This is a genomic window from Streptomyces colwelliae (genome assembly GCF_048158785.1).
GTDB lineage: Bacteria > Actinomycetota > Actinomycetes > Streptomycetales > Streptomycetaceae > Streptomyces.
This window is the reverse complement of record NZ_JBLTJC010000038.1, coordinates 1-23429: the sequence shown is the minus strand read 5'-3', so window position 1 is coordinate 23429 and position 23429 is coordinate 1. Positions and strand designations below refer to the sequence as shown.

The window sequence follows — 23429 nt, the reverse complement described above, 5'->3', positions numbered from 1 at the left end:
TGAGCCGGGCCCAGGCACACTGGACGTATGACGACTGGCGTACCCACCCCATCCTCCGCCGCCCGGCCTCCGCGTTCCCGGCTGCGTACGTTCCTGCCGTTGGGCATCGCCGTGTGGCTGGTGCTGGAGATCTGGCTGCTGACGGTGGTCGCGGGCGCGTCGAGCGGGCTTACGGTCTTCCTGCTGCTGCTCGCCGGGTTCGTGCTCGGCGCCGTGGTGATCAAGCGGGCGGGCCGGCGGGCCTTCCAGAACCTGAGCCAGGCCGTGCAGCAGGGCACCGCCCCCGCCAGCGGCGGTGGCAGCGGCCTGATGATGCTCGGCGGTCTGCTGCTGATGATCCCCGGTCTGATCTCGGACGCCCTGGGCCTGCTCCTGCTGGTCCCGCCGGTCCAGAAGGCCCTGGGACGCTACGCGGAGCGCGTGGTCGAGCGGAAGCTCGGCAAGGCGGCCCCAGGCACCCTGGGAGACGCCTTCCAGCAGGCCCGTATGCACCGCCCGGACGGCAAGGTCGTCCAGGGCGAGGTCATCCGGGACGAGCCCGGCAGCGACGCCCCTCAGGGCCCGCGTCCCCCACTCACCCGCTGACCCGGTCGCAGGCACGCAAAAGCGCGGGCGCCGTACAGGTTCGTACGGCGCCCGCGCTTACTTGCTTGTACTCGGTCGTGCGGTAGAACCGCTCCGCACCTTCAGGACTAGGCCGACTTGCGGCTGTCCCTCGGGTGAACCGCGATATTCATCGCGCCGGAGCGGAGAACGGCAAGACGCTCCTCGAGGACCTCTTCGAGTTCCTCGCGGGTGCGCCGCTCCATCAGCATGTCCCAGTGGGTACGCGCGGGCTTGGCCTTCTTTTCCTCAGGGCCGTCGCCGTCGACCAGGAGTGCCTGGGCCCCGCAGACCTTGCACTCCCACTCCGGCGGAATCTCCGCCTCGACCGAGAAGGGCATCTCAAAGCGATGTCCCTTCTCGCATGCGTACTCCACGGCCTGGCGTGGTGCCAGGTCGATACCGCGGTCCGTCTCGTAGCTGGTCACCACGAGGCGCGTGCCGCGAAGAGCTCGCTCACTCATGAATCGTGCCTCCCGGGCTTGTCGCCCACAGGACAGGTGTCGCTGTCGTCGTCATCCGGTCAACGTCCGGTCGGCGGTAAAGATTCCCGTACGGGGTCATGCGTCGCCGTCGTAGCCGCCCCTTGTTGTACCCACCAGCGCCCGGTTTGTCACATCTACTAGCAGATGTCACCTAGCGATTCGTCATCTTTGACGCGCAGTAACGGTACGCCAGGCAGGCCAAACGCGTACACTACCGCCCTTTCGCCTCCAGCGCTAAATCCTCTCGGGAAGAGGATTCCCCGCGTCGCTGATCGCCCGCGCCACTGGAACCCGCGCGAGCAGCACGAATCCCATCACGAAGAAGACCACCAGGGAGATGATCGCGTCCCGATAACTTCCGGTCAGCTGGTAGGTCACCCCGAACAGAAGGGGGCCCAGCCAGCTCATGCCCCGATCGCTCATCTCGTACGCCGAGAAGTACTCGGCCTCTTTCCCGGGCGGCACCAGATGGGAGAACAGGGACCGGGACAGCGCCTGGCTGCCGCCCAGGACGAGGCCGATCCCGGCGGCCAGCACGAAGAACCAGACGGGCGCGCCGGCGGGTAGGAAGTACCCGGCGGCCAGCGTCACCGTCCACGCGACGAGCGAGCCGAGAATCGTCCGCTTGGCCCCGTAGGTCCGGGCGAGTCGCCCCATGCCGAGCGCGCCGGCCACCGCGAGCACCTGGACCATCAGGACGGCCGTGATGAGCGTGGACTGGCTCAGGCCCAGCTCCTCGGAGCCGTACACGGATGCCTGGGAGATCACCGTCTGGATGCCGTCGTTGTAGATCAGGTAGGCGAACAGGAAGGACAGCGTGAGCGGTTTGCCGCGCATGTCCCGGACGGTCGCCGCGAGCTGCCGCCAACCCTGAGCCGTCGGTGCCTCGGACGGCGTGCGGCCGCGGTCACGCAGCCGTTTCAGCGGTACGAGGGTGAAGGCGCCCCACCAGATGCCGGCCGAGGCGAGACAGATGCGTACGGCCATCGACTCGGAGAGGCCGAAGGAGTCGTGGGCGGTGAACAGGATCAGGTTCAGGACGAGGACCAGGGAGCCCGCCGCGTAGCCGAAGGCCCAGCCCCGGGAGGAGACCGCGTCGCGCTCCTCCGGAGGGGCGATCTGCGGAAGGTAGGAGTTGTAGACCACCATCGAGACGGCCACCGACGAGTTGGCGACGATCAGCAGGAAGCCGCCGAGCAGATAGCGGTCGCCGTCCAGGAAGAACAGGCCCGTGGTGGCGGTCGCGCCCACATAGGCGGCGAGCGCCAGGAGGGGTTTCTTGCGGCCCGTGCGGTCGGCCGCCGCGCCCGCGAGGGGCATGACGAGGATCGACACGATGACGGACGCGGAGACCGTGTAGGCGAAGAAGGACCCCGCCCGGACCGGTATCCCCAGGGGATGCACGAAGCCGTCCGGGTCCGCCGCCGACTTCGCGACCGACGTCAGATATGGGCCCAGGAACACGGTGAGCACGCTCGTCGAGTAGACGGAGCAGGCCCAGTCGTAGAAGTACCAGCCGCGCTGCTCGCGCCGCCGCTCTGCGGCCTCGTCGGCCGGCTGTGACCGCAGGGTGTCGGTACCCACCCGTGCCCTCGCTTCCCCGTGCACGCGTCGCCCCGGGGGCTCAGGCCCAGACGCCCCGCTCCACCATGACCTCGCGCAGTGTGTCGATGTGATCGGTCATGATGCCATCCACTCCCAGGTCAAGGAGCCGGTGCATGCGATCGGCCTCGTTGACGGTCCACACGTGGACCTGCACCCCGCGCGCGTGGGCGGCGCTGACGAAGCGCCGGTCAACCACGGGGACGCCCGACTGCTCCTCGGGCACCTGTGCGGCGACCGCCGAGCGGCGTACCGGCAGAGGCGCGCCCCAGGAGCGCAGCCGCAGGTTCAGCACCCCGCGCGTGCCGAACGACGTGGCCAGGCGGGGACCGGCCAGGTGCTGGGCGCGGACCACGCGCTTCTCTGAGAAGGAGCCGACGAGGACGCGGTTCCAGGAGTCGGTGCGCTCCAGGAGGTCCAGGAGGGGGCGGAGCGCCGGCTCCGCCTTGATGTCGACGTTCCAGCGCACCTCGGGGAACGTCTCCAGCAGTTCCTCGAAGAGGGGCACCGGTTCCTTGCCCGCCACGCGCGCGTGGCTCACGTCCGACCAGAAGAGGTCCGCGATCCGGCCGGCGCCGTCGGTCACCCGGTCCAGGGTCTCGTCGTGGAAGGCGACGAGCTTCCCGTCCGCCGTGGCGTGGACGTCGGTCTCGATGTACCGGTAGCCCAGCTCCACCGCGCGGCGGAACTGGAACACGGTGTTCTCCAGGCCGTCCGCCGCGCCGCCCCGGTGGGCGAAGGGGATGGGGCCGGGGTGGTCGAGGTACGGATGACGTATGAGCGTGGTCACCGGGGCAGTATCGCCCGTTCCGGTGACCCGGTGGCTACGACCGTGCTGCCGCCGGATGCCGACGGGGCGGCGAACACGCGCAGGAACAGCTGGGCGAGCGGGCCGATCGCCAGGGCGTACAGCAGGGTGCTGATACCGACGGTGCCGCCGAGTGTGAAGCCGGTGGCCACGACCGCGACCTCGATCACCGTCCGTATGAGGCGGATCGAGCGGCCCGTGCGCCGGTGCAGCCCGGTCATCAGCCCGTCGCGCGGGCCCGGTCCGAAGCTCGCGGAGATGTACAGCCCGGTGGCGACCCCGTTGAGCACGATGGCCGCCAGCAGCAGCGGAATCCGTACGGCCAGGCCGTGCGCGTCGGGCACCAGCGCGAGGGTGCCGTCCATGGCCAGGCCGACCACGAACACGTTGGAGACCGTGCCCAGCCCCGGGCGCTGGCGCAGCGGGATCCACAGGAGCAGCACCGCCGCGCCCACGATGATCGAGACGACGCCGATCGTCAGGCCGGTGAGTTCGGCGAGACCCTGATGCAGCACGTTCCAGGGCTCCAGGCCCAGGCCCGACACCACCAGCAGCGCCGAGCTGGCGCCGTAGAGCGCGAGTCCGACGTACAGCTGGGCCAACCGTCGTCCGAGGCGGCTCTGTGTGGACAAGGGGGCTCCTTGGTGGTGGTAGTGGCCTGACACATGGCACTCTGTGGCTTGAGAACGAATGCCATCCATGGCCAATTCCGGGAAGGTGGACTGGTTTCCATGGCGCAGTGGACCTCGGCGATGGGCGCCGCGCAGCTCGCCCGGCTGCTCAACTCCCAGCAGGACCGGCCGGCCGGACCCGGCACCCGCCGGCCGCCCGCCTATCGCGCGCTCGCGGACGGCATCCGCCTGCTCGTGCTGGAGGGGCGCGTCCCGGTGGCCGCCCGGCTGCCCGCCGAGCGGGAGTTGGCGCTCGCGCTGTCCGTCAGCCGGACCACGGTCGCCGCCGCCTACGAGGCGTTGCGCACCGAAGGGTTCCTGGAGTCGCGGCGCGGGGCAGGCAGCTGGACCGCCGTACCGGCCGGAAACCCGCTCCCCGCGCGCGGGTTGGAACCGTTGCCCCCGGAGGCCCTCGGTTCGGTGATCGACCTCGGCTGCGCCTCCCTGCCCGCGCCTGAGCCGTGGCTCACCCGGGCCGTGCAGGGCGCCCTGGAGGAGCTTCCGCCGTACGCCCACACGCACGGCGACTATCCGGCCGGGCTGCCCGCGCTGCGCGCGATGATCGCCGAGCGGTACACCCTGCGCGGGATTCCGACCATGCCCGAGCAGATCATGGTGACGACCGGCGCGATGGGCGCCATCGACGCCATCTGTCATCTCTTCGCGGGGCGCGGCGAGCGGGTCGCCGTCGAGTCGCCCTCGTACGCCAACATCCTTCAGCTGATGCGGGAGGCGGGCGCGCGGCTGGTGCCCGTGGCGATGGCCGACGGGCTCTCCGGCTGGGACATGGACCGCTGGCGTCAGGTGCTGCGCGACGCGGCGCCCCGGCTCGCGTACGTCGTCGCCGACTTCCACAACCCGACCGGCGCCCTCGCCGACGACGACCAGCGCCGACGCCTCGTGGACGCGGCCCGCTCGGCCGGCACCGTGCTCGTCGCCGACGAGACGATGACCGAGCTGTGGCTGGACGACGACGTCGACATGCCGCGTCCCGTCTGCGGCTTCGACCCGGCCGGTTCGACGGTGATCACCGTCGGCTCCGCCAGCAAGGCCTTCTGGGCGGGCATGCGCATCGGCTGGGTCCGCGCGGCCCCCGACGTGATCCGCAGCCTGGTCTCCGCCCGCGCCTACGCCGACCTCGGCACCCCCGTCCTGGAGCAACTCGCCGTCAACTGGCTGTTCAGCACCGGCGGTTGGGAGCAGGCGGTCGACATCCGGCGCGCACAGGCCCGCGAGAACCGGGACGCGCTGGTCGCGGCGGTACGGCGGGAGCTGCCCGACTGGGAGTTCGAGGTGCCCAAGGGTGGGCTCACGCTGTGGGTGCGCACGGGCGGGCTGTCGGGCTCACGCCTCGCCGAGATGGGGGAGCGCGTCGGGGTCCGGGTGCCGTCCGGGCCGCGTTTCGGCGTCGACGGCGCCTTCGAGGGGTATGTGCGGCTGCCGTTCACCGTGGGCGGCGCGGTGGCCGAGGAGGCGGCGGTACGGCTGGCTGCGGCGGCCCGGCTGGTGGAGAACGGGGTCACCGGGGGCGGAGAGTCGCCACGCACGTTCGTGGCGTAGGCGAGAAAAGACGTACCCGGGTTCGGTGCGGGCGGGCGACTCCCGGCCGCCCGCACCGACCCCGGGCTGTTACGAAGTCTCCGCCACGGCGGCCTCCACCACCGCTTCTGTCGCTACCGTCTCCTCCGCGTCCGCCGGTGTCGTGCGCGGCGGGAGCAGGGCGAGGACCGCTTGGCGGTGCGCGTCGTTCGTCGCGTCGTCGTACGGGTCCGGGGTCGCCGGGACCTGGAGGCGGTGGACCGGGCCGTTGCCCAGGCGGGCGTAGCCGCGGCCCGGGGGGACCTGGGCGATCGGCGTGGTGTGCGGGGGAGCGCCCAGGACCGCCTCCAACTGCGCGGCGGTGGCGGGGCCGAGGACGACACGCGCGCGTGTGTGCTGTCGTACGGCGTCGCTGAGGGTGTCCGCGCTGTCGAACTGGTCGGCCACCACCACCGTCACATTGGCCGCGCGGCCGTGCCGGAGGGGGACCTGGAGCAGGGACTGGGGGTCCTTGTAGCCGTCGGCCGTCGCCACGTGGGCGAAGGCGCTCGGGCGGTCCAGGATGATCCACAGGGGGCGCCTGGTGTCGTCCGGTGCCGGGTGGCCCGACTGGCGGGCGCGGTTGGCCGCGATCAGTCGGCGTTCGGTCTCCTGGGAGGCCCACTCCAGGCTGGCCAGTGCGCCGGCCAGGCCGCACTCGACGGCGAGGACGCCGTCCCGGCCGGTCAGGCACGCGTACTCGCCGGTGCCGCCGCCCTCGACGATCAGGACGTCGCCGTACTGGAGCGCCTGGAGGGCGATCGAGCGCAGCAGGGTGGAGGTGCCGCTGCCGGGCTGGCCCATGACCAGCAGGTTCGGCTCGGTGGAGCGGATGCCGGTGCGCCAGACGACCGGCGGGACGTCGCGCTGTTCCTCGCCGTGGGTGAGGGGGAGGGTGCGGTGGACCTGGGTCGGGTCGGTGAAGCCCAGGATGGTCTCGCCGGGGGCGGTGACGAAGCGCTGGGCGGCGATGTCGGTGGGGAGCGGGGCGAGGACGCCGATCGTGAGCTGGTTGCCCTCCTCGTCCCACGCGAAGTGGTACTCCCGGCCGCGGCCGGACTTCGCGGTGAGCAGCTGCTCGATCCGCGCGCGGGAGTCGGCCTCGCCGTCGGTGAAGTACGCCGGATAGCGGACGACCAGATGGGAGATCCGGCCCCCGCCGTCGAACTCGTAGGCGGGGAAGGCCTTCTCCCAGTCGCCGCCGTGGGCGAACAAGGGAGCCGGGTCCTCGGCGGCCGAGAAGTAGGGCACCAGCGCCTCGTAGAGGGACTGGAGGCGCTGGGTCTGGGACTCGTCGGGCCCTTCGGGCGCCGGCGGGGTGCGGTCCCGGCCCTGCCATGCCGCCGCCGCCATCAGGGTGATGGCGGCGAGCAGCGGGCCGTACGGGACCAGGGCCACGACCAGGATCACCGAGGCCACCAGGAAAAGCAGCGGCCCGCGCTTGTCCTTGGGGGTCTCGGCCCATCTGCGCCGGCCGGCGGATGCCAGCCGGCGCAGACCCCGGGTGATCGTGATCAGCGGATGGAGGACATCGGTGGCGCTGTCGGCCGCCGTCCGGGCCAGCTCCCGGCTCCGGGCGATCTGGGCGGTGCCGTTGCTCAGGATGCGGGGGAGGGGGCGCCGGGCCACTGCTGTCTCCTGAAGGTCCGTACGGGTGGGGACGTCAGAACTTGATTCCGCCGAGGAGGCTCGCCAGGCTCTCGCCGCCGGCCTTGATGCTGGGCGCGATGGCCGTGCTGGCCATGTAGAAGCCGAAGAGTGCGGCCACCAGGGCGTGGGAGGCCTTGAGTCCGTCCTTCTTGAAGAAGAGGAAGACGATGATGCCGAGAAGGACGACGCCTGACATGGACAGGATCATTTGAGCTCTCCTGGTTCGTGGGGACAGTCACCATGAGTTGTTCCAGGATCACAGGATGTATCCATACGATAAAAGGTGCAAGTGGGTGAATTTCGGCGAATTTCCCTCGAATGGTGGAGCGTATTCGGGCCCTCTGAGCAGGGGTTTCACCTGTGTCGGGCCCGGTGGTGATCTTTGCCGCGGAGGGGGCCGGTCATGTGTCTGCGGAGCCAGTACGCTGGCGATTCACCCGTACTAGTGAGAGGCGGTCAGGCCGATGAGTGAAGCCCCCGACCCCGAGGTCGTGGAGCTCGCGACCAAGATCTTCGACCTGGCCCGCCAGGGCGGGACCGAGGCGCTGGTCGCGTACGTGGACGCGGGCGTCCCGGCCAATCTCACCAATGACCGCGGCGACTCCCTGGTGATGCTCGCCGCGTACCACGGGCACGCCGACGCCGTACGGGCCCTGCTGGCGCGGGGCGCCGAGGCCGACCGGATCAACGACCGGGGCCAGACGCCGCTCGCCGGAGCCGTCTTCAAGGGCGAGCAAGAGGTGATCGAGGTCCTGCTGGAGGCCGGCGCCGATCCGGCCGCGGGCACCCCGTCGGCGGTCGACACGGCCCGGATGTTCGCCAAGGCCGAGCTGCTGGAGCTGTTCGGCGCGCACTGACACGCGGCCCGTCGCCAGCAAAGACGGGCCTTCTGACCAGGTACGACAAGGAAAACGGGGGAAAACGGGGGAAGGCAGCACGGCGCCGCCCGAAATTTCGGTCGCGGCATCGAGAACTGCCGGGTCATCATGACGTCGTGATTTACGGACGCGATGGCTGGGCAGGTGTTGCCGCACCGCGCGGGCCGTAGTTGCGGCCCGCATGGGCCACCTACGAGAGGCAGAGGAAAATGGTCTACAGCAAGCAGGAAACGGCGGGCGCCCCGACGTGTTGTCACGCGGCCAGGTAGTGCACGTCCCCCGGTTGCGTCGACGCTTGATGTGAGGCTGTTTCCCATGTTCGATCCGGTCATAGCGCCCAGCGGTACGCTGCTCGGCCTGCTTCAGCGGGGCCGCGGCGACGGCACACTGCACGCGCTCACCGCACCCCGTGCCGAGGCACTCGCGGCACTGAACCACTGTGTGCTGCGCGACCCCCGCCACGACTGGCAGGTGGAGAACCGCTCCCTGTACTACGCCCGCCTGTACCTCGACCTGAACGGCGACCTGGACGCCGTCGAGGCCCACCTCTTCGACACCGAGGACGTCCTCGACACCGAGGAGTCACGTACGGGTCTCGCGCTCGCCGTCCTCGGGCACCTCGCCTCCTACGGCAGGCTGGACGCGCTCGAACTGCTGCGCAGGTACGCGGCCTCCGGGGCCAATTGGGCCTGGGCGCTCGACGAGCTGGCGCTCAGGGACGACGACGCGGGCCTGCGCGCCCTCGCCGCTCCCGTGCTGGCGCGGTTCCCGGCCGACCCCGAGGGCGAGGCCGAACTGGCGACCGCCGTGCGCGACGCCTTCGAACCCCGGCCCTGGCGGCTGTGGGCCGAGGACCCGCGCGAATCGATCGCCACGCGCGTGCGTGCCGCACAGGAAGCGGGCTGCTTCGACCTCTGGCAACGCCAGATGCGACCAACCGGGCCCCGTCCGGGGTGGAGCGTGCAAGCGGTGTTCGAGTGGGCCCAGCAGGGCCTCGAACGCGGAGCCGCGCTGCACGTCCCCGCCGCCCGCTGCCTCACCGCCGTGGCGGGCCCCGAGGACCGGCCCGAGATCGTCGAGGCCGCCAAGGACGGCAGCGAGGGAGCCCGCTGCACCGCCCTGCGCTATCTCGCCGACAGCAACGATCCCGAGGCCCTCCAGCTGATCGAGCGCGCGGTGGCCACCGGCCCGGCACCCGTCGTGGAAGCCGCCGTCGACGCCTTCGAACGGATGCGGTCCGTCGCCGCCGTCGACCAGGCCCGCGGCTGGGCCCGCCGCCCCGATCCGCTCGGCGCCGCCGCCGGACGGATGCTCGCCTGCCGGGGCGGAGCCCAGGACAGCGACCTCGTCCTCGGCGCCCTCAGGGAGGCCGTCATGGGCGAAGGACCCGACGCCCCCACCCTCTGGACCCTCGTCGACGGCGCCGGACGCCTCGGCATCGCCTGCGCCGCACCCGTCCTGCGCCATGTGTACCGGGAGACCGCCTCGTCCCATCTGCGCACCCGGGCCGCCCGGGCCCTGGCCGCCACCGACCCCTCCTACCCCACCGGCTTCGCCGTCGAATGCCTCTGGGACTGCGAGGAGACCACCCGCGAGATCGCCGCCCGGCACGCCGAGACCGCCGACGCCCGCGTCGTGGAGCAGCTCCGCAGGCTCGCCGACGACCCGGCCGAGGAAGCGGAAGTCCAGACAGCCGTACGGAGCCGGATCGGGCCCGACGCCCCCGCAGTGTGAACGTGGGATGACCCGCGGGTCAGACGCGCATGGACGCCGTCTGACCTGCTCGGGTGTGCAGCGCAACGCTCATGGGACGTTCACCGTTCGCATAGATCCACGTTGACGCGGCCACGTCCAGTCCGGCGACAACACGGGTATGCGTGTCGTCATCGTGACCGAATCCTTTCCCCCCGATGTGAACGGCGTGGCCCACTGCGCGCTCCAGACCGCCCGGCACCTCGTGGATCGCGGTCATCATCCGCTCGTCGTCGCGCCGGCCACCTCGGCCGGTAGCGGGCCCGACGCCCAGTCGCCGTGCCCCGTCATCCGTGTCCCCTCCCTACCGCTCCCGGGCTACCCCCAGGTCCGCGTCGCCCTCCCCAGCCGACGCGTCGCCGCGGCCATCACCGAACACCGCGCCGACATCGTGCACCTGGCCAGCCCGTTCATCCTCGGCGTCCGCGGCATGGCCGCCGCGGCCCGGCTCGGCATCCCCGCCGTGGCCGTCTACCAGACAGACCTCGCCGGATACGCCCGTACGTACGTCGGTGCGGGCGAGGCCACCGCCTGGCGGCGCATCCGCTCCGTCCACGCCGCCGCCGACCGCACCCTCGCGCCCTCCAGCGCGGCCCTGGGCGACCTGGAGGCGCACGGCGTGCCCCGGGTCAGGCTCTGGCCCCGTGGCGTCGACACCGAGCGCTTCCGCCCCGAGTACCGGGACGAGGCGCTGCGCCGCGAACTCGCCCCGAACGGCGAACTGATCGTCGGCTACGTCGGCCGGCTCGCCCCCGAGAAGCAGGTCGAACTCCTCGCCGGAGCCTGCGGACTCCCGGGCGTCCGTGTCGTGGTCGTCGGTGACGGGCCCAGCCGGCCGCACCTCGACGAGGCGCTGCCGGGCGCGGTCTTCCTCGGTCGGCGTACCGGAGACGAGCTCGCCCGTATCTTCGCCTCGTTGGACATATTCGTGCACACCGGACCTTTTGAGACCTTCTGTCAGACCGTCCAGGAAGCCATGGCCAGCGGTGTCCCCGTCGTCGCGCCCGCCGCCGGCGGCCCGCTCGACCTGGTCGCCCACGGCCGCACCGGGTTCCTCTTCCCGCCCCGCGACGAGGCCGCCGTGACGGACGCCGTGCGGACACTGGCCGCCGATCCCGCGCTCCGGGCCGAGTACGGCACCGCCGCGCGGGCCATGGTCGAGGGCCGCACCTGGGCGGCCGTCGGCGACCAGCTGATCGCGCACTACGGGGATGTCCTCGCCGCGCGCAAGGTGGTGGTGGCGGCATGAACACCGCGTCACTGCGGATCGTGCGGCTCGCCAACTTCGTGGCCCCCTCCTCCGGGGGGCTGCGCACCGCCCTGCGCGAGCTGGGCAAGGGCTTCAAGGAGGCCGGACACGATCCGGTCCTCATCGTGCCCGGCGAACGCCACACCGACCGTGAGACCGAGCAGGGCCGGGTCATCACCCTGCCCGGGCCGCTGCTCCCCGGCACCGGCGGCTACCGCGTCCTCGCCGACAAGCGGCGCGTGGCCAGCCTCCTGGAACACCTCGCCCCCGACCGCCTGGAGGTCTCCGACCGAACGACCCTGCGCTGGACCGGCAAATGGGCCAGGCGGGCCCGCGTCCCCGCCGTGATGGTGTCCCACGAGACCGCCGACGGCGTCCTGCGTACCTGGGGCCTGTCGGAGAACTTGTCCCGGCGCACCGCCGACGCCCTCAACGTCCGTACGGCGCACACCTACGCGCGCGTGGTGTGCACCACCGAGTTCGCCGAGCGGGAGTTCGTCCGCATCGGCGCCCGCAACGTCGTACGGGCACCTCTGGGCGTCGACCTGGTGGGGCGCAGTCCGGCGCTGCGGGACCTGGTGGTGCGCGCGGAGTACGCGCGCGTGGACCAGGTTCTGCTGGTGACCTGCACCAGGCTCTCCGTGGAGAAGAAGCCCGGCACGGCGCTCGACGCCCTGGAGGCGCTGGTACGGCGCGGGCGGCGGGCGGTCCTGGTGGTCGCCGGGGACGGCCCGTTGCGGGCCCGGCTCGAACAGCGGGCGCGGGAGCGGGGGTTGCCGGTCACCTTCCTCGGGCACGTCTCCGACCGGCGGCTGCTCGGCGCGCTCCAGGCCTCTGCGGACGTGTGCCTGGCACCGGGGCCCGCCGAGACCTTCGGGCTCGCCGCGCTGGAGGCCATGGCCTGCGGCACGCCCGTGGTGGCCAGCGCCTCGTCCGCGCTGCCCGAGGTCATCGGTTCCGCCGGGGCCACGGCCGCGGACAACGGGAGGGCCTTCGCGGACGCCGTGGACATGCTGCTCGAACGCTCCGAGGCGGAGCGGCGGGAGACCGCACGCACGCGTGCCGAGTGTTTCGGCTGGCACACGGCGGTCGACGCGTTCCTCGCTGCCCACGACGCGGATGTTCCGGTACGGCGGTTCGTGCCCGGAGGCGTGGCATGAGAACGGTCCGTTTCGTCGCCCTCGGTGACTCGCTCACCGAGGGCGTGGGCGATCCCGTCGGCGAGGCATGGCGCGGTTGGGCCGCGCTGCTCGCCGACGGGCTGGCCGAACAGCCCGAGGAATCCGTGGAGTTCACGAACCTGGCGGTCAGCGGGGCGCAGTCGCGGGACGTGCTGGAACGGCAGACCCCCGCCGGGCTCGCCCTGAACCCGGACGTCGTGTCCGTCGTCATAGGCGTCAACGACACCCTGCGCTGCACCTTCGACATCCAGGCCGTGGCCGCCCGCCTCGACGAGGTCTACGCGGCCTTCACGGCGCAGGGCGCGACCCTGCTCACGGCCTGCCTGCCCGACCCGGGCGCGATGCTCGGCCTCCCGGGCGCACTGGCGCGTCCGCTGGCCCGGCGGCAGCGGGCGGTGAACACCGTGGTGCACGCGCTCTCCGAGCGGTACGGGGCCGTGCATCTGCACGCGGCCGAGGGTGCGTGGATCATGGACCGCGCGATCTGGAGCGCGGACCGGCTGCACCCCGGGGAGCGTGGGCATCGTCAACTGGCGCTGCGGTTCCACGCGTTGCTCACCGAGGAGGGCGTGGCCACGGGGGTCGCGCCGTCGCCCGAGCCCGAGTTCCCGACGCCCACCAGGTCGGCCAGCCTGCTGTGGCTGGCGACCGCGGGCACCGGGTGGGTGGCCCGTCGCTGCACCGACCTGCTGCCGCAGCTCCTGAGGCTGGCCGCCGACGAGATGCGCCACCGCGCGCGGGGCACGAGCGCGCGCCTCGACCTGAGCGCGTCCCACGCCGTGTCGATGGCGCTGGCGTCCCTGTCCGTGCAGCAGGAGCAGCCGGACGCCGCATAGGGCGTCCGGGGCCTCAGCGGCGGCGTACGGCCACGAAACGGACCGGGGTGCCGGGCACCGCCTGCGCGGCCGCCGGGAGGTCCGTGGGGCGGACGACAGCGATCACCGGATAGCCGCCGGTGGTCGGGTGGTCGGCGAGGAACACCACCGGGCGGCCGTCCGGCGGGACCTGGACGGCACCGAGGACCATGCCCTCGCTGGGGAGTTCACCGGTAAGGGCCCGCTCCAGGGCGGGCCCCTCGGTGCGCAGCCCGATGCGGTTGCTCGCCGAGGACACCCGGTAGGCGCGTGACGTGAACGTGCGTACGGCCTCCGGCGTGAACCAGTCGTCGCGGGGCCCCAGGGTCACCCGCAGGACGAGTTCGACCGGGGGGCGCGGCTGCGGGGCGACGTCCACGCGCGCGTGGAGGCTCATCGGGGAGCCCAGCGGCAGTATGGCGCCGTTCGTCAGCGGCGCCGGCCCGAGCCCGGACAGCAGGTCCGTGGAGCGGCTGCCGAGCACCGGCTCGACGCCGACCCCACCGGCGAAGGCGACGTAGCTCCGTACTCCGGAGACGGCCGTCCCGATGTCCAGGAGCGCCCCGGCGGGCACGTGCACGGGAGCTCCCCAGGCGACGGGCCGTCCGTCCACCGTGACCGGGCAGGGGGCACCGCCGACGGCCACGAGGATCGTTGAACGAGGCCGTACGGCACAGCCGTTGAGGGTCGTCTCCAGGACGGCCGCTTCGGGCGGGTTGCCGACCAGCCGGTTGACGAGCGCCGCCGCGGGCCCGTCGAGCGCCCCGGAACGCGGCACCCCCAGGTGCGCGTGTCCGGGCCGTCCCAGGTCCTGCACGGTGGTCAGGGCCCCGGCCCGTACGACGGCGAAGGCACGGTCGGTCATACGTCCGCCACCGGGACGAAGCGCACGCGCGTGCCCGGCGACAGCAGCGCGGCGGGCTCGCGTGTGTGGTCCCACAGGACCGCGGTCGTGGTCCCGATCAGCTGCCAGCCGCCGGGCGAGGCGCGCGGGTACACGCCGGTGTACGGGCCCGCCAGGCCCACGGCACCGGCGTGGACGGCCGTGCGCGGGGTGGCCCGGCGTGGCACGTCGTAGCGGGCCGGGAGGCCGGTGAGATAGCCGAAGCCGGGAGCGAACCCGCAGAAGGCGACGCGGAACTCGGTGGCCGCGTGGATACGGGCCACCTCACGCTCGGGAACGCCCCACAGCGCGGCGACGTCGGCGAGGTCCGGGCCGTCGTAGCGCACCGGGAGTTCGATCACCTCACGCGTGCGTGGGGGAGCGGGGGGTACGTCGGAGGTGGTGAGTTCGGAAGCCAGCCGGGCCGGGTCGTCGAGGCCGTCGAGGAGGACCGTGCGGGCGGCGGGGACGATCTCGCGGACGGTGAGCAGGCCCTCCGCGCGGCGACGCAGCAGCTCCGCGTGGACGGCCTGGGCCTCCTCCCCAGAGGCGACCTCGACGAGCAGCGCGCTGTCGCCGACGGGCAGCACCCTCATACGAAGGCCTCCACCCGGACACCCGACTCCAGGAGCCGCTCGCGGACCCTGCGGGCCAGGTCGACCGCGCCGGGCGTGTCCCCGTGCAGGCACAGGGAGCGGGCCCGTACCTCGATGCGCGCCCCGGAGAGCGCGTCGACCGTCCCGGAGCGGGCCAGGCTCAGTGAGCGCTCCACGACGGCCTCGGGGTCGGTGACCACCGCGCCGGCCCGGCCGCGCGGCACGAGGGTGCCCTCGTCGGTGTAGGCGCGGTCCGCGAACGCCTCCGTGACGGCCGGCAGCCCGGCCTTCGCGGCCAGGTCGAGGACGACCGAGCCGGGCAGCCCGAGCACGGGCAGCGAGGCGTCGGCCAGGAGCACGCCCTCGATCACCGCGGCGGCCTGCTCCGGGTCGTGCACGACCCGGTTGTAGAGCGCCCCGTGCGGCTTGACGTACGACACGCGTGTGCCCGCCGCCCGGGCGAACACCTCCAAGGCACCGATCTGGTACGCCACTTCGGCCGCCAGCTCGGCGGACGGCACGTCCATGGCGCGCCGTCCGAACCCCGCCAGATCCCGGTAGGACACCTGCGCGCCGATCCGTACCCCGCGCTCGGCCGCCAGCTCGCACACCCGCCGCATGGTGACCGGGTCCCCGGCGTGGAAACCGCAGGCCACGTTGGCGCTGGTGACGACGGACAACAGCTGTTCGTCGTCGGTGAGGTGCCAGCGGCCGAAGCCCTCGCCGAGGTCGGCGTTCAGATCGATCATCATCTCTCCTGGTCAGGCGACGCGGTACTGCTCGTCGCGGGCGTCGGTGACGAACATCTGGCCCGGCGCGTGGGTGATCGCGAACGGCGGGCGGGACGCCATCACCGCGGCCTGCGGGGTCACTCCGCAGGCCCAGAACACCGGGATGTCGTCCGGCGCGGCGTCCACCGGATCACCGAAGTCCGGACGGCCGAGGTCGTCGATGCCCAGCCCGGAGGGATCGCCGCAGTGTACGGGGCTGCCGTGCACCGCCGGGAGCAGCGCCGTCTCCCGGATCGCCGTCGCCAGGTGCTCCGGCGGCACCGGGCGCATCGACACCACCATCGGGCCGTGCAGCCGCCCCGCCGGGCGGCACGGGCGGCCGGTCACGTACATCGGGACGTTGCGGCCCTGCTCGATGTGGCGGATCGGGACACCCGCCTCGCTCAGCGACCACTCGAAGGTGAAGCTGCACCCGATCAGGAACGACACCAGGTCGTCGCGCCAGTACGCCCGCACGTCCGTCGGCTCGTCCGTCAACTCGCCGTCCCGCCACACCCGGTAGCGCGGCAGATCGGTGCGCAGGTCCGCGCCGTCCGCCAGAACCGTCTCCCAGGAGCCGGCGTCCGTGACGTCGAGCACCGGGCAGGGCTTCGGGTTGCGCTGGCAGAACAGCAGCATGTCGTACGCCCAGTCGGCGGGGACCGAGATCAGGTTGGCCTGGGTGTGGCCCGCGGCGACCCCGGCCGTGGGGCCCGTCAGCCCGGCCCGGAATCGGGTCCGGGCGGAACGCGGGCTCCACGCGTGCGCGTGCTCGTCGCCGAGGATCAGGGGGCGGTCTTCCGTGCGGTTCACGCGAGTTCCTTCCCACGGGTCTCCGGCAGTCCCAGGAGCGCCAGCGCCGCGATGCCGTAACCGATGGCCCCGAAGACGAGCGCTCCGCCCACACCCCAACTGTCGGCCAGAAAGCCCACCAGGGTCGGGAAGACGGCGCCCACCGCGCGGCCCGTGTTGTACGTGAAGCCCTGTCCCGTGCCGCGCACCGCCGTCGGGTACAGCTCGCTCAGGTACGAGCCGAAGCCGCTGAAGATCGCCGACATGCAGAACCCGAGCGGGAAACCGAGTATCAGGAGAAGGGTGTTGGAGCCAATGGGGATGTGCGTGTACGCCAGGATGCAGATCGCCGAGAGCAGGGCGAAGAGCCAGATGTTGCGCTTACGGCCCAGCACGTCGGTGAGGTAGCCGCCGGTCAGATAGCCCAGGAACGCGCCGGAGATCAGGAAGGTCAGATAGCCGCCGGTGCCGACGACCGACAGGCCGCGCTCCGTCTTGAGGTACGTCGGTACCCAGGTGGCGAGGGTGTAGTAGCCGCCCTGGACGCCGGTGGAGAGCAGACCCGCGAAGACCGTCGTGCGCAGCAGGCCCGGAGACTCGGCCGTACCTGGCTTGAAGATCGCCGCGAACGAGCCCTTCTGGGGGTTCTGCTCACGGGTGGCCGTCGCCTCGGGGGCGTCGTGCACCCGGCGCCGTACCCAGATCACCAGCAGCGCGGGCAGCGCGCCGGTCCAGAACATCACCCGCCAGGCGAGGTCGTCGCCGAGGAACGAGAAGACCAGCGTGTAGACGACCGCCGCCAGCGCCCAGCCCACGGCCCAGGAGCTCTGGACCGCGCCGAGGGTACGGCCGCGGTGCTTAGGGCTCGCGTACTCGGCGACCAGGATCGCGCCGACCGCCCACTCACCGCCGAAACCGAGGCCCTGGAGGGCGCGGAACACCAGCAGGGTCTCGTAGTTGGGCGCGAAGCCGCAGGCCACCGTGAAGACGGCGTAGGTGACCACCGTGATCATCAGGGCCTTGACGCGGCCGACCCGGTCGGCGAAGACGCCCGCCAGGGCGCCTCCGACCGCGGAGACGACCAGCGTGACCGTGGTGAACAGTCCGGTCTGGCCGCTGTCCAGGCCGAAGTACGCGGCCAGCGCGACCATGCTCAGCGGCAGCGTGAAGTAGTCGTAGGAGTCCAGGCCGTAGCCGCCGAACGCGCCGGCGAAGGCACGGCGGCCGTTCGGGCCGAGTGCGCGCAGCCAGGCCAACGCACCGTCGTCGGCGGTGAGTTCATCCGTTTCCGGATGTACGCCGGTGACCGGGGCCTGAGGTGGAGGGGTCGTGCTCATGGGCACCTCGCAGAAGGAGGACGGAGGGTGCTGGGAGTGAGCAGGGCTGTGCGGAAGCCGTCGGCGCCGGGGTGAGCGGTGGCGCCTTGCCGAGAAAGGTAGAGGATCGTTGAACGATCCTTCAATACCCATGTTGTTTCGTTCTTGTATCTGCGGTTGAATTCCGGGCATGGCAGAGCAGATGGCGGGACTGGCCGACGACCGTGCCCTCCTGGGCCGTACGAGCACCGCGGAACGCGTCTCGGACATCCTCAGGAGCCGTATCGCGGAGGGCTATTTCCCGCCGGGCGCACGGCTCTCGGAGGACAGCATCGGCGGGGCGCTCGGTGTGTCGCGCAACACACTCCGCGAGGCGTTCCGGCTGCTCACCCATGAGCGCCTGCTCGTCCACGAGTTGAACCGGGGCGTCTTCGTCCGGGTCCTGTCCGTCGAGGACGTCGAGGACATCTACCGCACCCGCCGCCTCGTCGAGTGCGCCGTCGTACGAGGACTGGGCGAACCGCCGTACGCCCTCGAACGGCTCGCCGGGGCCGTGACGGAGGGACAGGTGGCGTCCGTCGAAGATGACTGGAAAGGAGTGGGTACCGCCAACATCCACTTCCACCGGGAACTCGTCGCCCTCGCCGGCACCGCCCGCACCGACGAACTGATGCGCAGCGTCTTCGCCGAACTCCGGCTCGCCTTCCACCTCGTGGACGACCCGAAGGCGCTCCACGAGCCGTACCTCCAGCGCAACCGCCTGATCCTCCAGGCCCTCCAGGCGGGCGACCGCGCCGTGGCCGAGAAACTGCTCGCGGTCTACCTCGACGACTCGCTCGAACGGGTCGTCGACGCCTACCGGCAACGGGTCGGCGAGGACGGCACGGCGCCCGACTGACCCGCACATGATCCGCACACGCGGCTGAGGCTGTAGTCGCTTCTGCGTCGTTTGGGTCGTTGTCAGACCGAGGACCTAGTCTGTGCACCGTGACTTCGCCTGCATCGACGGACAGCGTTCCGCCCCAGTTCAGCGCGGGGCCGCGCCCCGCCCCGGGCCCGGCCGCCGACGAGGGACTGGCGCGGCGACTGCGTGCGCTCGCCTGCACCGCGCCGCTGCACGACCTCGACGTACGCAAGGCCAACCTCGCGGGCGAGTACTCGGTCTACGGCATGGCGGAGGTGGCCCTGGCCGCCATCGACCTGGTCACCCTCAACATGGACTTCGACACCGGTGCGGACCACGACCAGATAGTGGCCAGGCTCATCCCGCGCATCGCCGCCCAGGCCCCCCAGCGCCCCGTCGTCGAGCACGAGCGCGTGGCCCGCTGGGTCCTGGAGAACCTGATCAACGTCGGCAGCGTCGACCGCGGCTTCCGCACGGTCTACGGCACGTTCGCCCAGGACGGCACGTATGTGCGCCGCGACTACGACTTCAAGCTGATCGAGGAGGTCCCCGGCTACGGCGGCAGCGTGTACCTCCGTACGACCGACGAGGCCGTCAACGTCCTCGTGGGCGCCCTCGACACCGACGTCACCAGCGCGCAGATCGCCGCCGAGGTGAAGCTGGAGGTGCTGATCAGCCGAGGCCGGCTCGCCGACGCGCAACTCGCCGCCGAGCAGGCCCGGTACCGGACCGTGCAGTACTCGGAGACGCTCCGCCGCGCCCTGGACGCCACGCGGCGCAACGTCCGCGCGGTGGACTGGCTCAACGCCGTGCCGGACATGATCGCCGAGGCCCTCGATCACGTCGCCGATCGGTACCGGCACGAGAACGCGATCCTGACCAACATCCGCAAGGCCCGTGACGAGTCCGAGGACGCCGAACAGAAGCGGCGCGCGGCCGAGTTGGTCGACATCGTCAAGGACTGCATCCGGCGGCACACGCAGCTCCAGTCGCGTCTCCTGGAGGCGGGGCCCCTGTTCCGTGCCGAGCAGGACCGGCAGGCCTTCGCCACGCCGATGACGACGTCGGGGATAGACCTCTACGGACATCTCGTCTCGCCCGTTCTGCCGCTGCCCCTGGAGCAGGCGATCCGGGTCACGGACGCGTTCTTCGCTCGCGGGACCGGGTTGCGTACGCCGGTGTCCGTCCGGGTGGGGGACCTTGTCGACGTACTGCTGACGCCGCCGGCCGAGCGGGAGCATCTCGGGGCGGAGATGCCGGAGCCGGATCTCATCGCCACGCCGGACGACAGTCGGTTCAGTGAGGAGCAGTTGGCGGCGGCCATGGAGTTGCTCGATCTGCCTGCGGATGCGCCTCGGCGGTTGTCGGGGTTGCTTGCGGATGCGCGGCGGCAGGATGCGGAACTTCCTTATTTGGTTGCCCTGTTGGCCGTGCATGCGGCCAGTCCGCCGGTTGGTACGGCTTATCGGCAGGGGGAGCCGAAGTTGTTGTTCGCCGTGGATGACGGGGTTGAGCTGGACGATCCGGAGTTCGGTGGGGCCGATCTGATTGTGGGGATGGCCTTGTTGGACGCGGCGGGGATGGCAGCGGGGCGGAGTGAGGCGGCGTGAGGTTTGTGTCGTTGTTCGGGTGCGGCCTTGATGTGGCTGGTCGCGCCGTTCCCCGCGCCCCTTTCGGGGCGCTTGAGCTCGCCCTCGATTTCAAGTTCAAGGAGTTGCAGTCGTGAGTGAGCACGTCGAATGGAGTGAGCCGGAGGCCGCCGCCCCGGCGGCCAGCGCCGTCATCACCCCCGCCGACGCCGCCGACGCGGCTCGGCTCGTCGCGTTTGGGTTGCAGCCCAAACTGCAGCCCGCTCGGGATCAGGAGTACGCGGAGTTGCTCCGCCGGTACCGCGAAGATCCGCCGTTCGCTCGGCTTGCCGATGCCGTGGCTGCCGGGCTCGGGCTGGTTGTGCTGGAGGTGTCCCCGCGCGCGGGGATGGCCGTTACCGCTGCTGAGGACTCGGTGTTCGCCGTGCGGATGGGGGACTACGCGCGTCGTACGGCCGCCGACTCCGGGGACCGGTTCCTGCACGGGCTGGCCCATCTCGCCGTGGCCGCCATGGCGTTTCCGCGGCCCGAGGATCTCGCCGACGACGGGTACATCGGGCGCGTCACGGTCAACGGGGTCGACGCCTTCGTACGGCAGGCCTGCCGGCGGCTGGAGGAGCGGGCCGACGAGCAGGGCATGAACACCGACCCGGCCACCGACGCGCCCGGCCTGGAGGCCGCCTGGCGGATCTGGGTCAGACGCAGCGCGACCGGAGCCACCAAGGACGCCCGGAGACTGGCCGGTTCGACCACCGGCATCGTCGGCAAGGCCGCCGTCTTCCTCACCGATTCCGGGTTTTTGCAGCGCACCGGTGACGACAACGGCGGTACGTATCGCACAACCGCCCGCTATCAGCTCCAGGTGCGTGACATGGCCGGAAGTGCCGCCATGGCCGAGCTGCTGGAGCTGGGCGTCGTCCCCGTCACCGACGGCACCGCGAGCCTGCTGCCCGCCGAAGACACCGAGGACCTGGAGCTGGTGGCCGACGCCGGACTGCCGTTCCACTCCTGAACTCCCCCCACCTGCCGAAGACTTACGACGAGAGTCCGCCATGTACGAGCTGTCCCGGGTCCGCCTCTACTCCATCGGGCCCGCCGGTGCGCGCTACGCCGACACCGTGCTTGACCTGCGAGGCGTGGGCAAGCCCGTGCCCGACCCCGCGCCCACCCAGGCGGAGTTCTTCGAGGACGAGCCCGTCGGGCCGCCGCGCCGCCCCGCGCCCGCCGGTGTGCTCTTCCTGGAGAACGGCGGCGGCAAGTCCGTCCTCCTCAAGCTGATCTTCTCCGTGATGCTGCCGGGACATCGCAACACCCTTGGCGGCGCCAGCTCCGGGGTGCTGCGCAAGTTCCTCCTCGCGGACGACTGCGGCCATGTCGCCCTGGAGTGGCAGCACACGCTGACCGGCGAGTGCGTGGTGGTCGGCAAGGTCAGCGAGTGGCGGGGGCGCCAAGTCTCCAACGACCCGCGGAAGTTCGCCGAGGCCTGGTACTCGTTCCGGCCCGGGCCGGGGCTCAGCCTGGACAACCTCCCCGTCGCCGAGGCCACTTCCGTACGGCCGCCCGTCGAGGGCGCGTCCGGCGCGCAGGGCCGGCGGCGCACCATGAAGGGCTTCCGGGACGCCATCACCGAGGCGGGCAAGGCGTATCCGCACCTCGAAGTGCACTGGGAGGAGATCCACGACCGCTGGATCGAGCACCTCGGCGACCTCGGCCTCGACCCCGAACTCTTCCGCTACCAGCGGGAGATGAACGCCGACGAGGGGGAGGCGGCAGGCCTCTTCGCGGTCAAGAAGGACTCCGACTTCACCGACCTGTTGCTGCGCGCGGTCACCGACACCCGGGACACCGACGGCCTCGCCGACCTGGTCGGCGGCTTCGGCAACAAGCTGGGGCGGCGGGCCGAGCTGATCGCCGAGCGGGACTTCACGGCCGGTTCCGTGGATCTGCTCGGCCGGATCGTCGAGGCCGCCGAGGCACGGGCACGCGCGCGTGACATCCACGCCGGCGCCGAACGCCGTACCCGCACCCTGGCGCGCCGCTTGTCCGCGCGGGGCGCGCAGGAGCGGGTGCGGGCCGCCGACCTCGCCCAGCGGGTCACCGCCGCCGCGTACGCCGTCACCCACGCCGAGGGGGCGCGTGAGCGCAGCGCGCTGATCGCCGCCGAACTGGCGTACCGGCACGCCTCGTTGGCGCTCGCCACGATGGAGAAGTCCGCCGCCGCGCAGAAGCGCGAGCTGGCCGACGCCCGCACGCTGCACGCCGCCTGGCAGGCCGCCGAGGCGGTGCTACGGCACCGTGCCGCCGCAGACCGCTCCGCGCGCGTGGCCGTCGCCATCCGCGAGGCCGAGCGGGACGCCGCACCGGCGCTCGCCGCCCGCGCCAAGGCCGCCGTAGATCTCGTAAAGGCCCTGCACGAGGCCGCTGGGAACGCCGAGAACCTCGCCAACGAGGGCGAGGAGCGCTCCGCCGCGCTCCAGGAGGTCGGCGAGACCTCGCACCGGGACGCGACCTCCGCCGCCACCGAGGCGCAGCGCGCCCGCAGCGAGGTCGGGCATCTGCGTCAGCGCCTGTCCGAGGTCGAGCAGGAGACCGCCGAGGCGGTGCGCGCCGGCTGGCTCGACGACAGCGCCCCCGACGCCGACCCGGCCCGTGCGGCCCTCGCCGCGAGCGACGCCGAGAAGACCGCCGTGGCCTCCTGGGACACCGCGCGCGAGGCGTCCCGCCGGGCCTCCGAGCACGCCCGCGAGGCGGCTTCCGCCGAGTCCCGCGCGGAGTTGACGGCGGCGCGCGCGTCCGACGCGGCGACCGCCGCCGAGCGGACCTACGACACGGAGCGGCGCCTCGCGGAGGGACTGGCGGGGGAGGAGCGGCTCGCGGAGCTGCTCAGCTTGCCTGGTGCCGGTGGTGCCGGTGGTGCCGGTGGTGCCGGTGGTGCCGGTGGTGCCGGTGGTGCCGGTGGTGCCGGTGGTGCCGGTGGTGCCGGTGGTGCCGGTGGTGCCGGTGGTGCTGCGGGCGGTGGTGTGCCGGTGCCGCGTGGTGCGGGCGGTGAGCGCGCGGGTGACGGGGCGGCGACGGGGCAGGGCGATGCCGGGGTCGTAGGCGGCGTGGGCCAGGGCGCTGACGGCGTCGCGGGCTCGCGCTCGGGGGCCGCCGGTGCCGGTGCCGGTGCCGGTGCTGAGTCGGACGCGCGGACCGGCGCCTCAGCCAACACCGCTTCGGCCAACGGCCTTGCTGCAAGCGGCCGTTCCGCCGCCAGCGCCTCCTCGGT

At 72.1% G+C, this 23429-nt stretch carries 21 protein-coding genes and 1 pseudogene; 11 read left to right on the top strand and 11 right to left on the bottom strand.

Going from position 1 to position 23429, the window contains the following annotated elements; genetic code table 11:
* Positions 1-27 precede the first annotated feature (27 nt).
* Entirely contained in the window at positions 28-585 is a 558-nt protein-coding gene (gene fxsA / locus ACNFOC_RS11145) for an FxsA family membrane protein (protein ID WP_416958929.1), read from the top strand.
* Between the two features lie 107 nt (positions 586-692).
* On the opposite strand, the gene ACNFOC_RS11140 is transcribed toward fxsA, so the two are convergent.
* The 4 genes from ACNFOC_RS11140 to yczE form a co-directional block, all read right to left on the bottom strand.
* Positions 693-1067 carry an RNA polymerase-binding protein RbpA gene (locus ACNFOC_RS11140; RefSeq protein ID WP_003977404.1) on the bottom strand — a complete coding sequence of 125 codons (375 nt, stop codon included), beginning with the start codon at positions 1065-1067 and terminating at the stop codon, positions 693-695.
* Between the two features lie 255 nt (positions 1068-1322).
* A complete protein-coding gene (locus ACNFOC_RS11135; protein ID WP_416958928.1) occupies positions 1323-2672 on the bottom strand; it encodes an MFS transporter in 1350 nt (449 codons plus the stop codon).
* Positions 2673-2712: 40 nt separating this feature from the next.
* Positions 2713-3480 (bottom strand): glycerophosphodiester phosphodiesterase family protein, encoded by a 768-nt coding sequence (locus tag ACNFOC_RS11130; RefSeq protein WP_416958927.1) that lies wholly within the window; start codon positions 3478-3480, stop codon positions 2713-2715.
* Positions 3477-4130, bottom strand: coding sequence for a membrane protein YczE (gene yczE, locus ACNFOC_RS11125; RefSeq protein ID WP_416958926.1), 654 nt, complete (start codon positions 4128-4130; stop codon positions 3477-3479). The genes ACNFOC_RS11130 and yczE overlap by 4 nt, the downstream gene beginning before the upstream one ends.
* A gap of 99 nt (positions 4131-4229) precedes the next feature.
* Here yczE and ACNFOC_RS11120 point away from each other — a divergent pair, with 99 nt between their 5' ends.
* Positions 4230-5729, top strand: a complete 1500-nt coding sequence (locus tag ACNFOC_RS11120) for an SCO1417 family PLP biosynthesis transcription factor (RefSeq protein ID WP_416958925.1) — start codon at positions 4230-4232, stop codon at positions 5727-5729.
* 69 nt (positions 5730-5798) lie between these two features.
* Here ACNFOC_RS11120 and ACNFOC_RS11115 read toward each other — a convergent pair whose 3' ends face one another.
* Positions 5799-7376: a hypothetical protein gene (locus ACNFOC_RS11115; protein WP_416958924.1), complete on the bottom strand. Its 1578-nt coding sequence runs from the start codon at positions 7374-7376 to the stop codon at positions 5799-5801.
* A 34-nt stretch (positions 7377-7410) separates the two neighbouring features.
* Positions 7411-7605, bottom strand: coding sequence for a hypothetical protein (locus tag ACNFOC_RS11110; RefSeq protein WP_019059657.1), 195 nt, complete (start codon positions 7603-7605; stop codon positions 7411-7413).
* A 256-nt stretch (positions 7606-7861) separates the two neighbouring features.
* On the opposite strand from ACNFOC_RS11110, the gene ACNFOC_RS11105 reads away from it, so the two are divergent.
* The 5 genes from ACNFOC_RS11105 (at position 7862) to ACNFOC_RS11085 (ending at position 13293) form a co-directional block, all read left to right on the top strand.
* Complete coding sequence (locus ACNFOC_RS11105) at positions 7862-8254, top strand: ankyrin repeat domain-containing protein (RefSeq protein ID WP_329245706.1); 393 nt, start codon at positions 7862-7864, stop codon at positions 8252-8254.
* Between the two features lie 336 nt (positions 8255-8590).
* Positions 8591-10009, top strand: a complete 1419-nt coding sequence (locus ACNFOC_RS11100) for a HEAT repeat domain-containing protein (RefSeq protein WP_416958923.1) — start codon at positions 8591-8593, stop codon at positions 10007-10009.
* Positions 10010-10148: 139 nt separating this feature from the next.
* A complete protein-coding gene (locus ACNFOC_RS11095; RefSeq protein ID WP_416958922.1) occupies positions 10149-11276 on the top strand; it encodes a glycosyltransferase family 4 protein in 1128 nt (375 codons plus the stop codon).
* Positions 11273-12436: a glycosyltransferase gene (locus tag ACNFOC_RS11090; RefSeq protein WP_416958921.1), complete on the top strand. Its 1164-nt coding sequence runs from the start codon at positions 11273-11275 to the stop codon at positions 12434-12436. The genes ACNFOC_RS11095 and ACNFOC_RS11090 overlap by 4 nt, the downstream gene beginning before the upstream one ends.
* Positions 12433-13293, top strand: a complete 861-nt coding sequence (locus tag ACNFOC_RS11085; RefSeq protein WP_416958920.1) for an SGNH/GDSL hydrolase family protein — start codon at positions 12433-12435, stop codon at positions 13291-13293. The genes ACNFOC_RS11090 and ACNFOC_RS11085 overlap by 4 nt, the downstream gene beginning before the upstream one ends.
* A gap of 13 nt (positions 13294-13306) precedes the next feature.
* Here the strand turns inward: ACNFOC_RS11085 and ACNFOC_RS11080 are convergent, their stop codons facing one another.
* Genes ACNFOC_RS11080 through ACNFOC_RS11060 form a run of 5 tightly spaced genes read right to left on the bottom strand, consistent with a single transcriptional unit; the run spans position 13307 to position 17689 of the window.
* The gene (locus ACNFOC_RS11080; RefSeq protein ID WP_416958919.1) at positions 13307-14176 is read right to left on the bottom strand and encodes a 5-oxoprolinase subunit C family protein; all 870 of its coding nucleotides are present in this window, start codon (positions 14174-14176) and stop codon (positions 13307-13309) included.
* Positions 14173-14790, bottom strand: coding sequence for a 5-oxoprolinase subunit B family protein (locus ACNFOC_RS11075; RefSeq protein WP_416958918.1), 618 nt, complete (start codon positions 14788-14790; stop codon positions 14173-14175). Before ACNFOC_RS11075 ends, ACNFOC_RS11080 begins: the two co-directional genes overlap by 4 nt.
* Entirely contained in the window at positions 14787-15539 is a 753-nt protein-coding gene (locus ACNFOC_RS11070) for a LamB/YcsF family protein (protein ID WP_416958917.1), read from the bottom strand. Before ACNFOC_RS11070 ends, ACNFOC_RS11075 begins: the two co-directional genes overlap by 4 nt.
* A 12-nt stretch (positions 15540-15551) precedes the next feature.
* Positions 15552-16373 (bottom strand): putative hydro-lyase, encoded by an 822-nt coding sequence (locus ACNFOC_RS11065; RefSeq protein WP_416958916.1) that lies wholly within the window; start codon positions 16371-16373, stop codon positions 15552-15554.
* Positions 16370-17689, bottom strand: coding sequence for an MFS transporter (locus ACNFOC_RS11060; RefSeq protein ID WP_416958915.1), 1320 nt, complete (start codon positions 17687-17689; stop codon positions 16370-16372). Before ACNFOC_RS11060 ends, ACNFOC_RS11065 begins: the two co-directional genes overlap by 4 nt.
* 169 nt (positions 17690-17858) lie before the next feature.
* Here ACNFOC_RS11060 and ACNFOC_RS11055 point away from each other — a divergent pair, with 169 nt between their 5' ends.
* The 4 genes and pseudogenes from ACNFOC_RS11055 to ACNFOC_RS11040 form a co-directional block, all read left to right on the top strand.
* Complete coding sequence (locus tag ACNFOC_RS11055; RefSeq protein ID WP_416958914.1) at positions 17859-18566, top strand: GntR family transcriptional regulator; 708 nt, start codon at positions 17859-17861, stop codon at positions 18564-18566.
* Between the two features lie 89 nt (positions 18567-18655).
* Positions 18656-20182 (top strand): hypothetical protein, encoded by a 1527-nt coding sequence (locus ACNFOC_RS11050; protein ID WP_416958913.1) that lies wholly within the window; start codon positions 18656-18658, stop codon positions 20180-20182.
* 112 nt (positions 20183-20294) lie between these two features.
* Positions 20295-21173 carry a hypothetical protein gene (locus ACNFOC_RS11045; protein WP_416958912.1) on the top strand — a complete coding sequence of 293 codons (879 nt, stop codon included), beginning with the start codon at positions 20295-20297 and terminating at the stop codon, positions 21171-21173.
* A 40-nt stretch (positions 21174-21213) separates the two neighbouring features.
* A pseudogene (locus tag ACNFOC_RS11040) lies at positions 21214-23429 on the top strand (hypothetical protein); the annotation flags it as partial.

Excerpts from the sequence above, each read along its gene's own strand:
- fxsA (WP_416958929.1), top strand. The coding sequence starts at position 28 with ATGACGACTGGCGTACCCACCCCATCCTCCGCCGCCCGGCCTCCGCGT.
- ACNFOC_RS11140 (WP_003977404.1), bottom strand. The coding sequence starts at position 1,067 with ATGAGTGAGCGAGCTCTTCGCGGCACGCGCCTCGTGGTGACCAGCTAC.
- ACNFOC_RS11120 (WP_416958925.1), top strand. The coding sequence starts at position 4,230 with ATGGCGCAGTGGACCTCGGCGATGGGCGCCGCGCAGCTCGCCCGGCTG.
- ACNFOC_RS11110 (WP_019059657.1), bottom strand. The coding sequence starts at position 7,605 with ATGATCCTGTCCATGTCAGGCGTCGTCCTTCTCGGCATCATCGTCTTC.
- ACNFOC_RS11105 (WP_329245706.1), top strand. The coding sequence starts at position 7,862 with ATGAGTGAAGCCCCCGACCCCGAGGTCGTGGAGCTCGCGACCAAGATC.
- ACNFOC_RS11100 (WP_416958923.1), top strand. The coding sequence starts at position 8,591 with ATGTTCGATCCGGTCATAGCGCCCAGCGGTACGCTGCTCGGCCTGCTT.
- ACNFOC_RS11095 (WP_416958922.1), top strand. The coding sequence starts at position 10,149 with ATGCGTGTCGTCATCGTGACCGAATCCTTTCCCCCCGATGTGAACGGC.
- ACNFOC_RS11090 (WP_416958921.1), top strand. The coding sequence starts at position 11,273 with ATGAACACCGCGTCACTGCGGATCGTGCGGCTCGCCAACTTCGTGGCC.
- ACNFOC_RS11085 (WP_416958920.1), top strand. The coding sequence starts at position 12,433 with ATGAGAACGGTCCGTTTCGTCGCCCTCGGTGACTCGCTCACCGAGGGC.
- ACNFOC_RS11080 (WP_416958919.1), bottom strand. The coding sequence starts at position 14,176 with ATGACCGACCGTGCCTTCGCCGTCGTACGGGCCGGGGCCCTGACCACC.
- ACNFOC_RS11075 (WP_416958918.1), bottom strand. The coding sequence starts at position 14,790 with ATGAGGGTGCTGCCCGTCGGCGACAGCGCGCTGCTCGTCGAGGTCGCC.
- ACNFOC_RS11070 (WP_416958917.1), bottom strand. The coding sequence starts at position 15,539 with ATGATCGATCTGAACGCCGACCTCGGCGAGGGCTTCGGCCGCTGGCAC.
- ACNFOC_RS11060 (WP_416958915.1), bottom strand. The coding sequence starts at position 17,689 with ATGAGCACGACCCCTCCACCTCAGGCCCCGGTCACCGGCGTACATCCG.
- ACNFOC_RS11055 (WP_416958914.1), top strand. The coding sequence starts at position 17,859 with ATGGCAGAGCAGATGGCGGGACTGGCCGACGACCGTGCCCTCCTGGGC.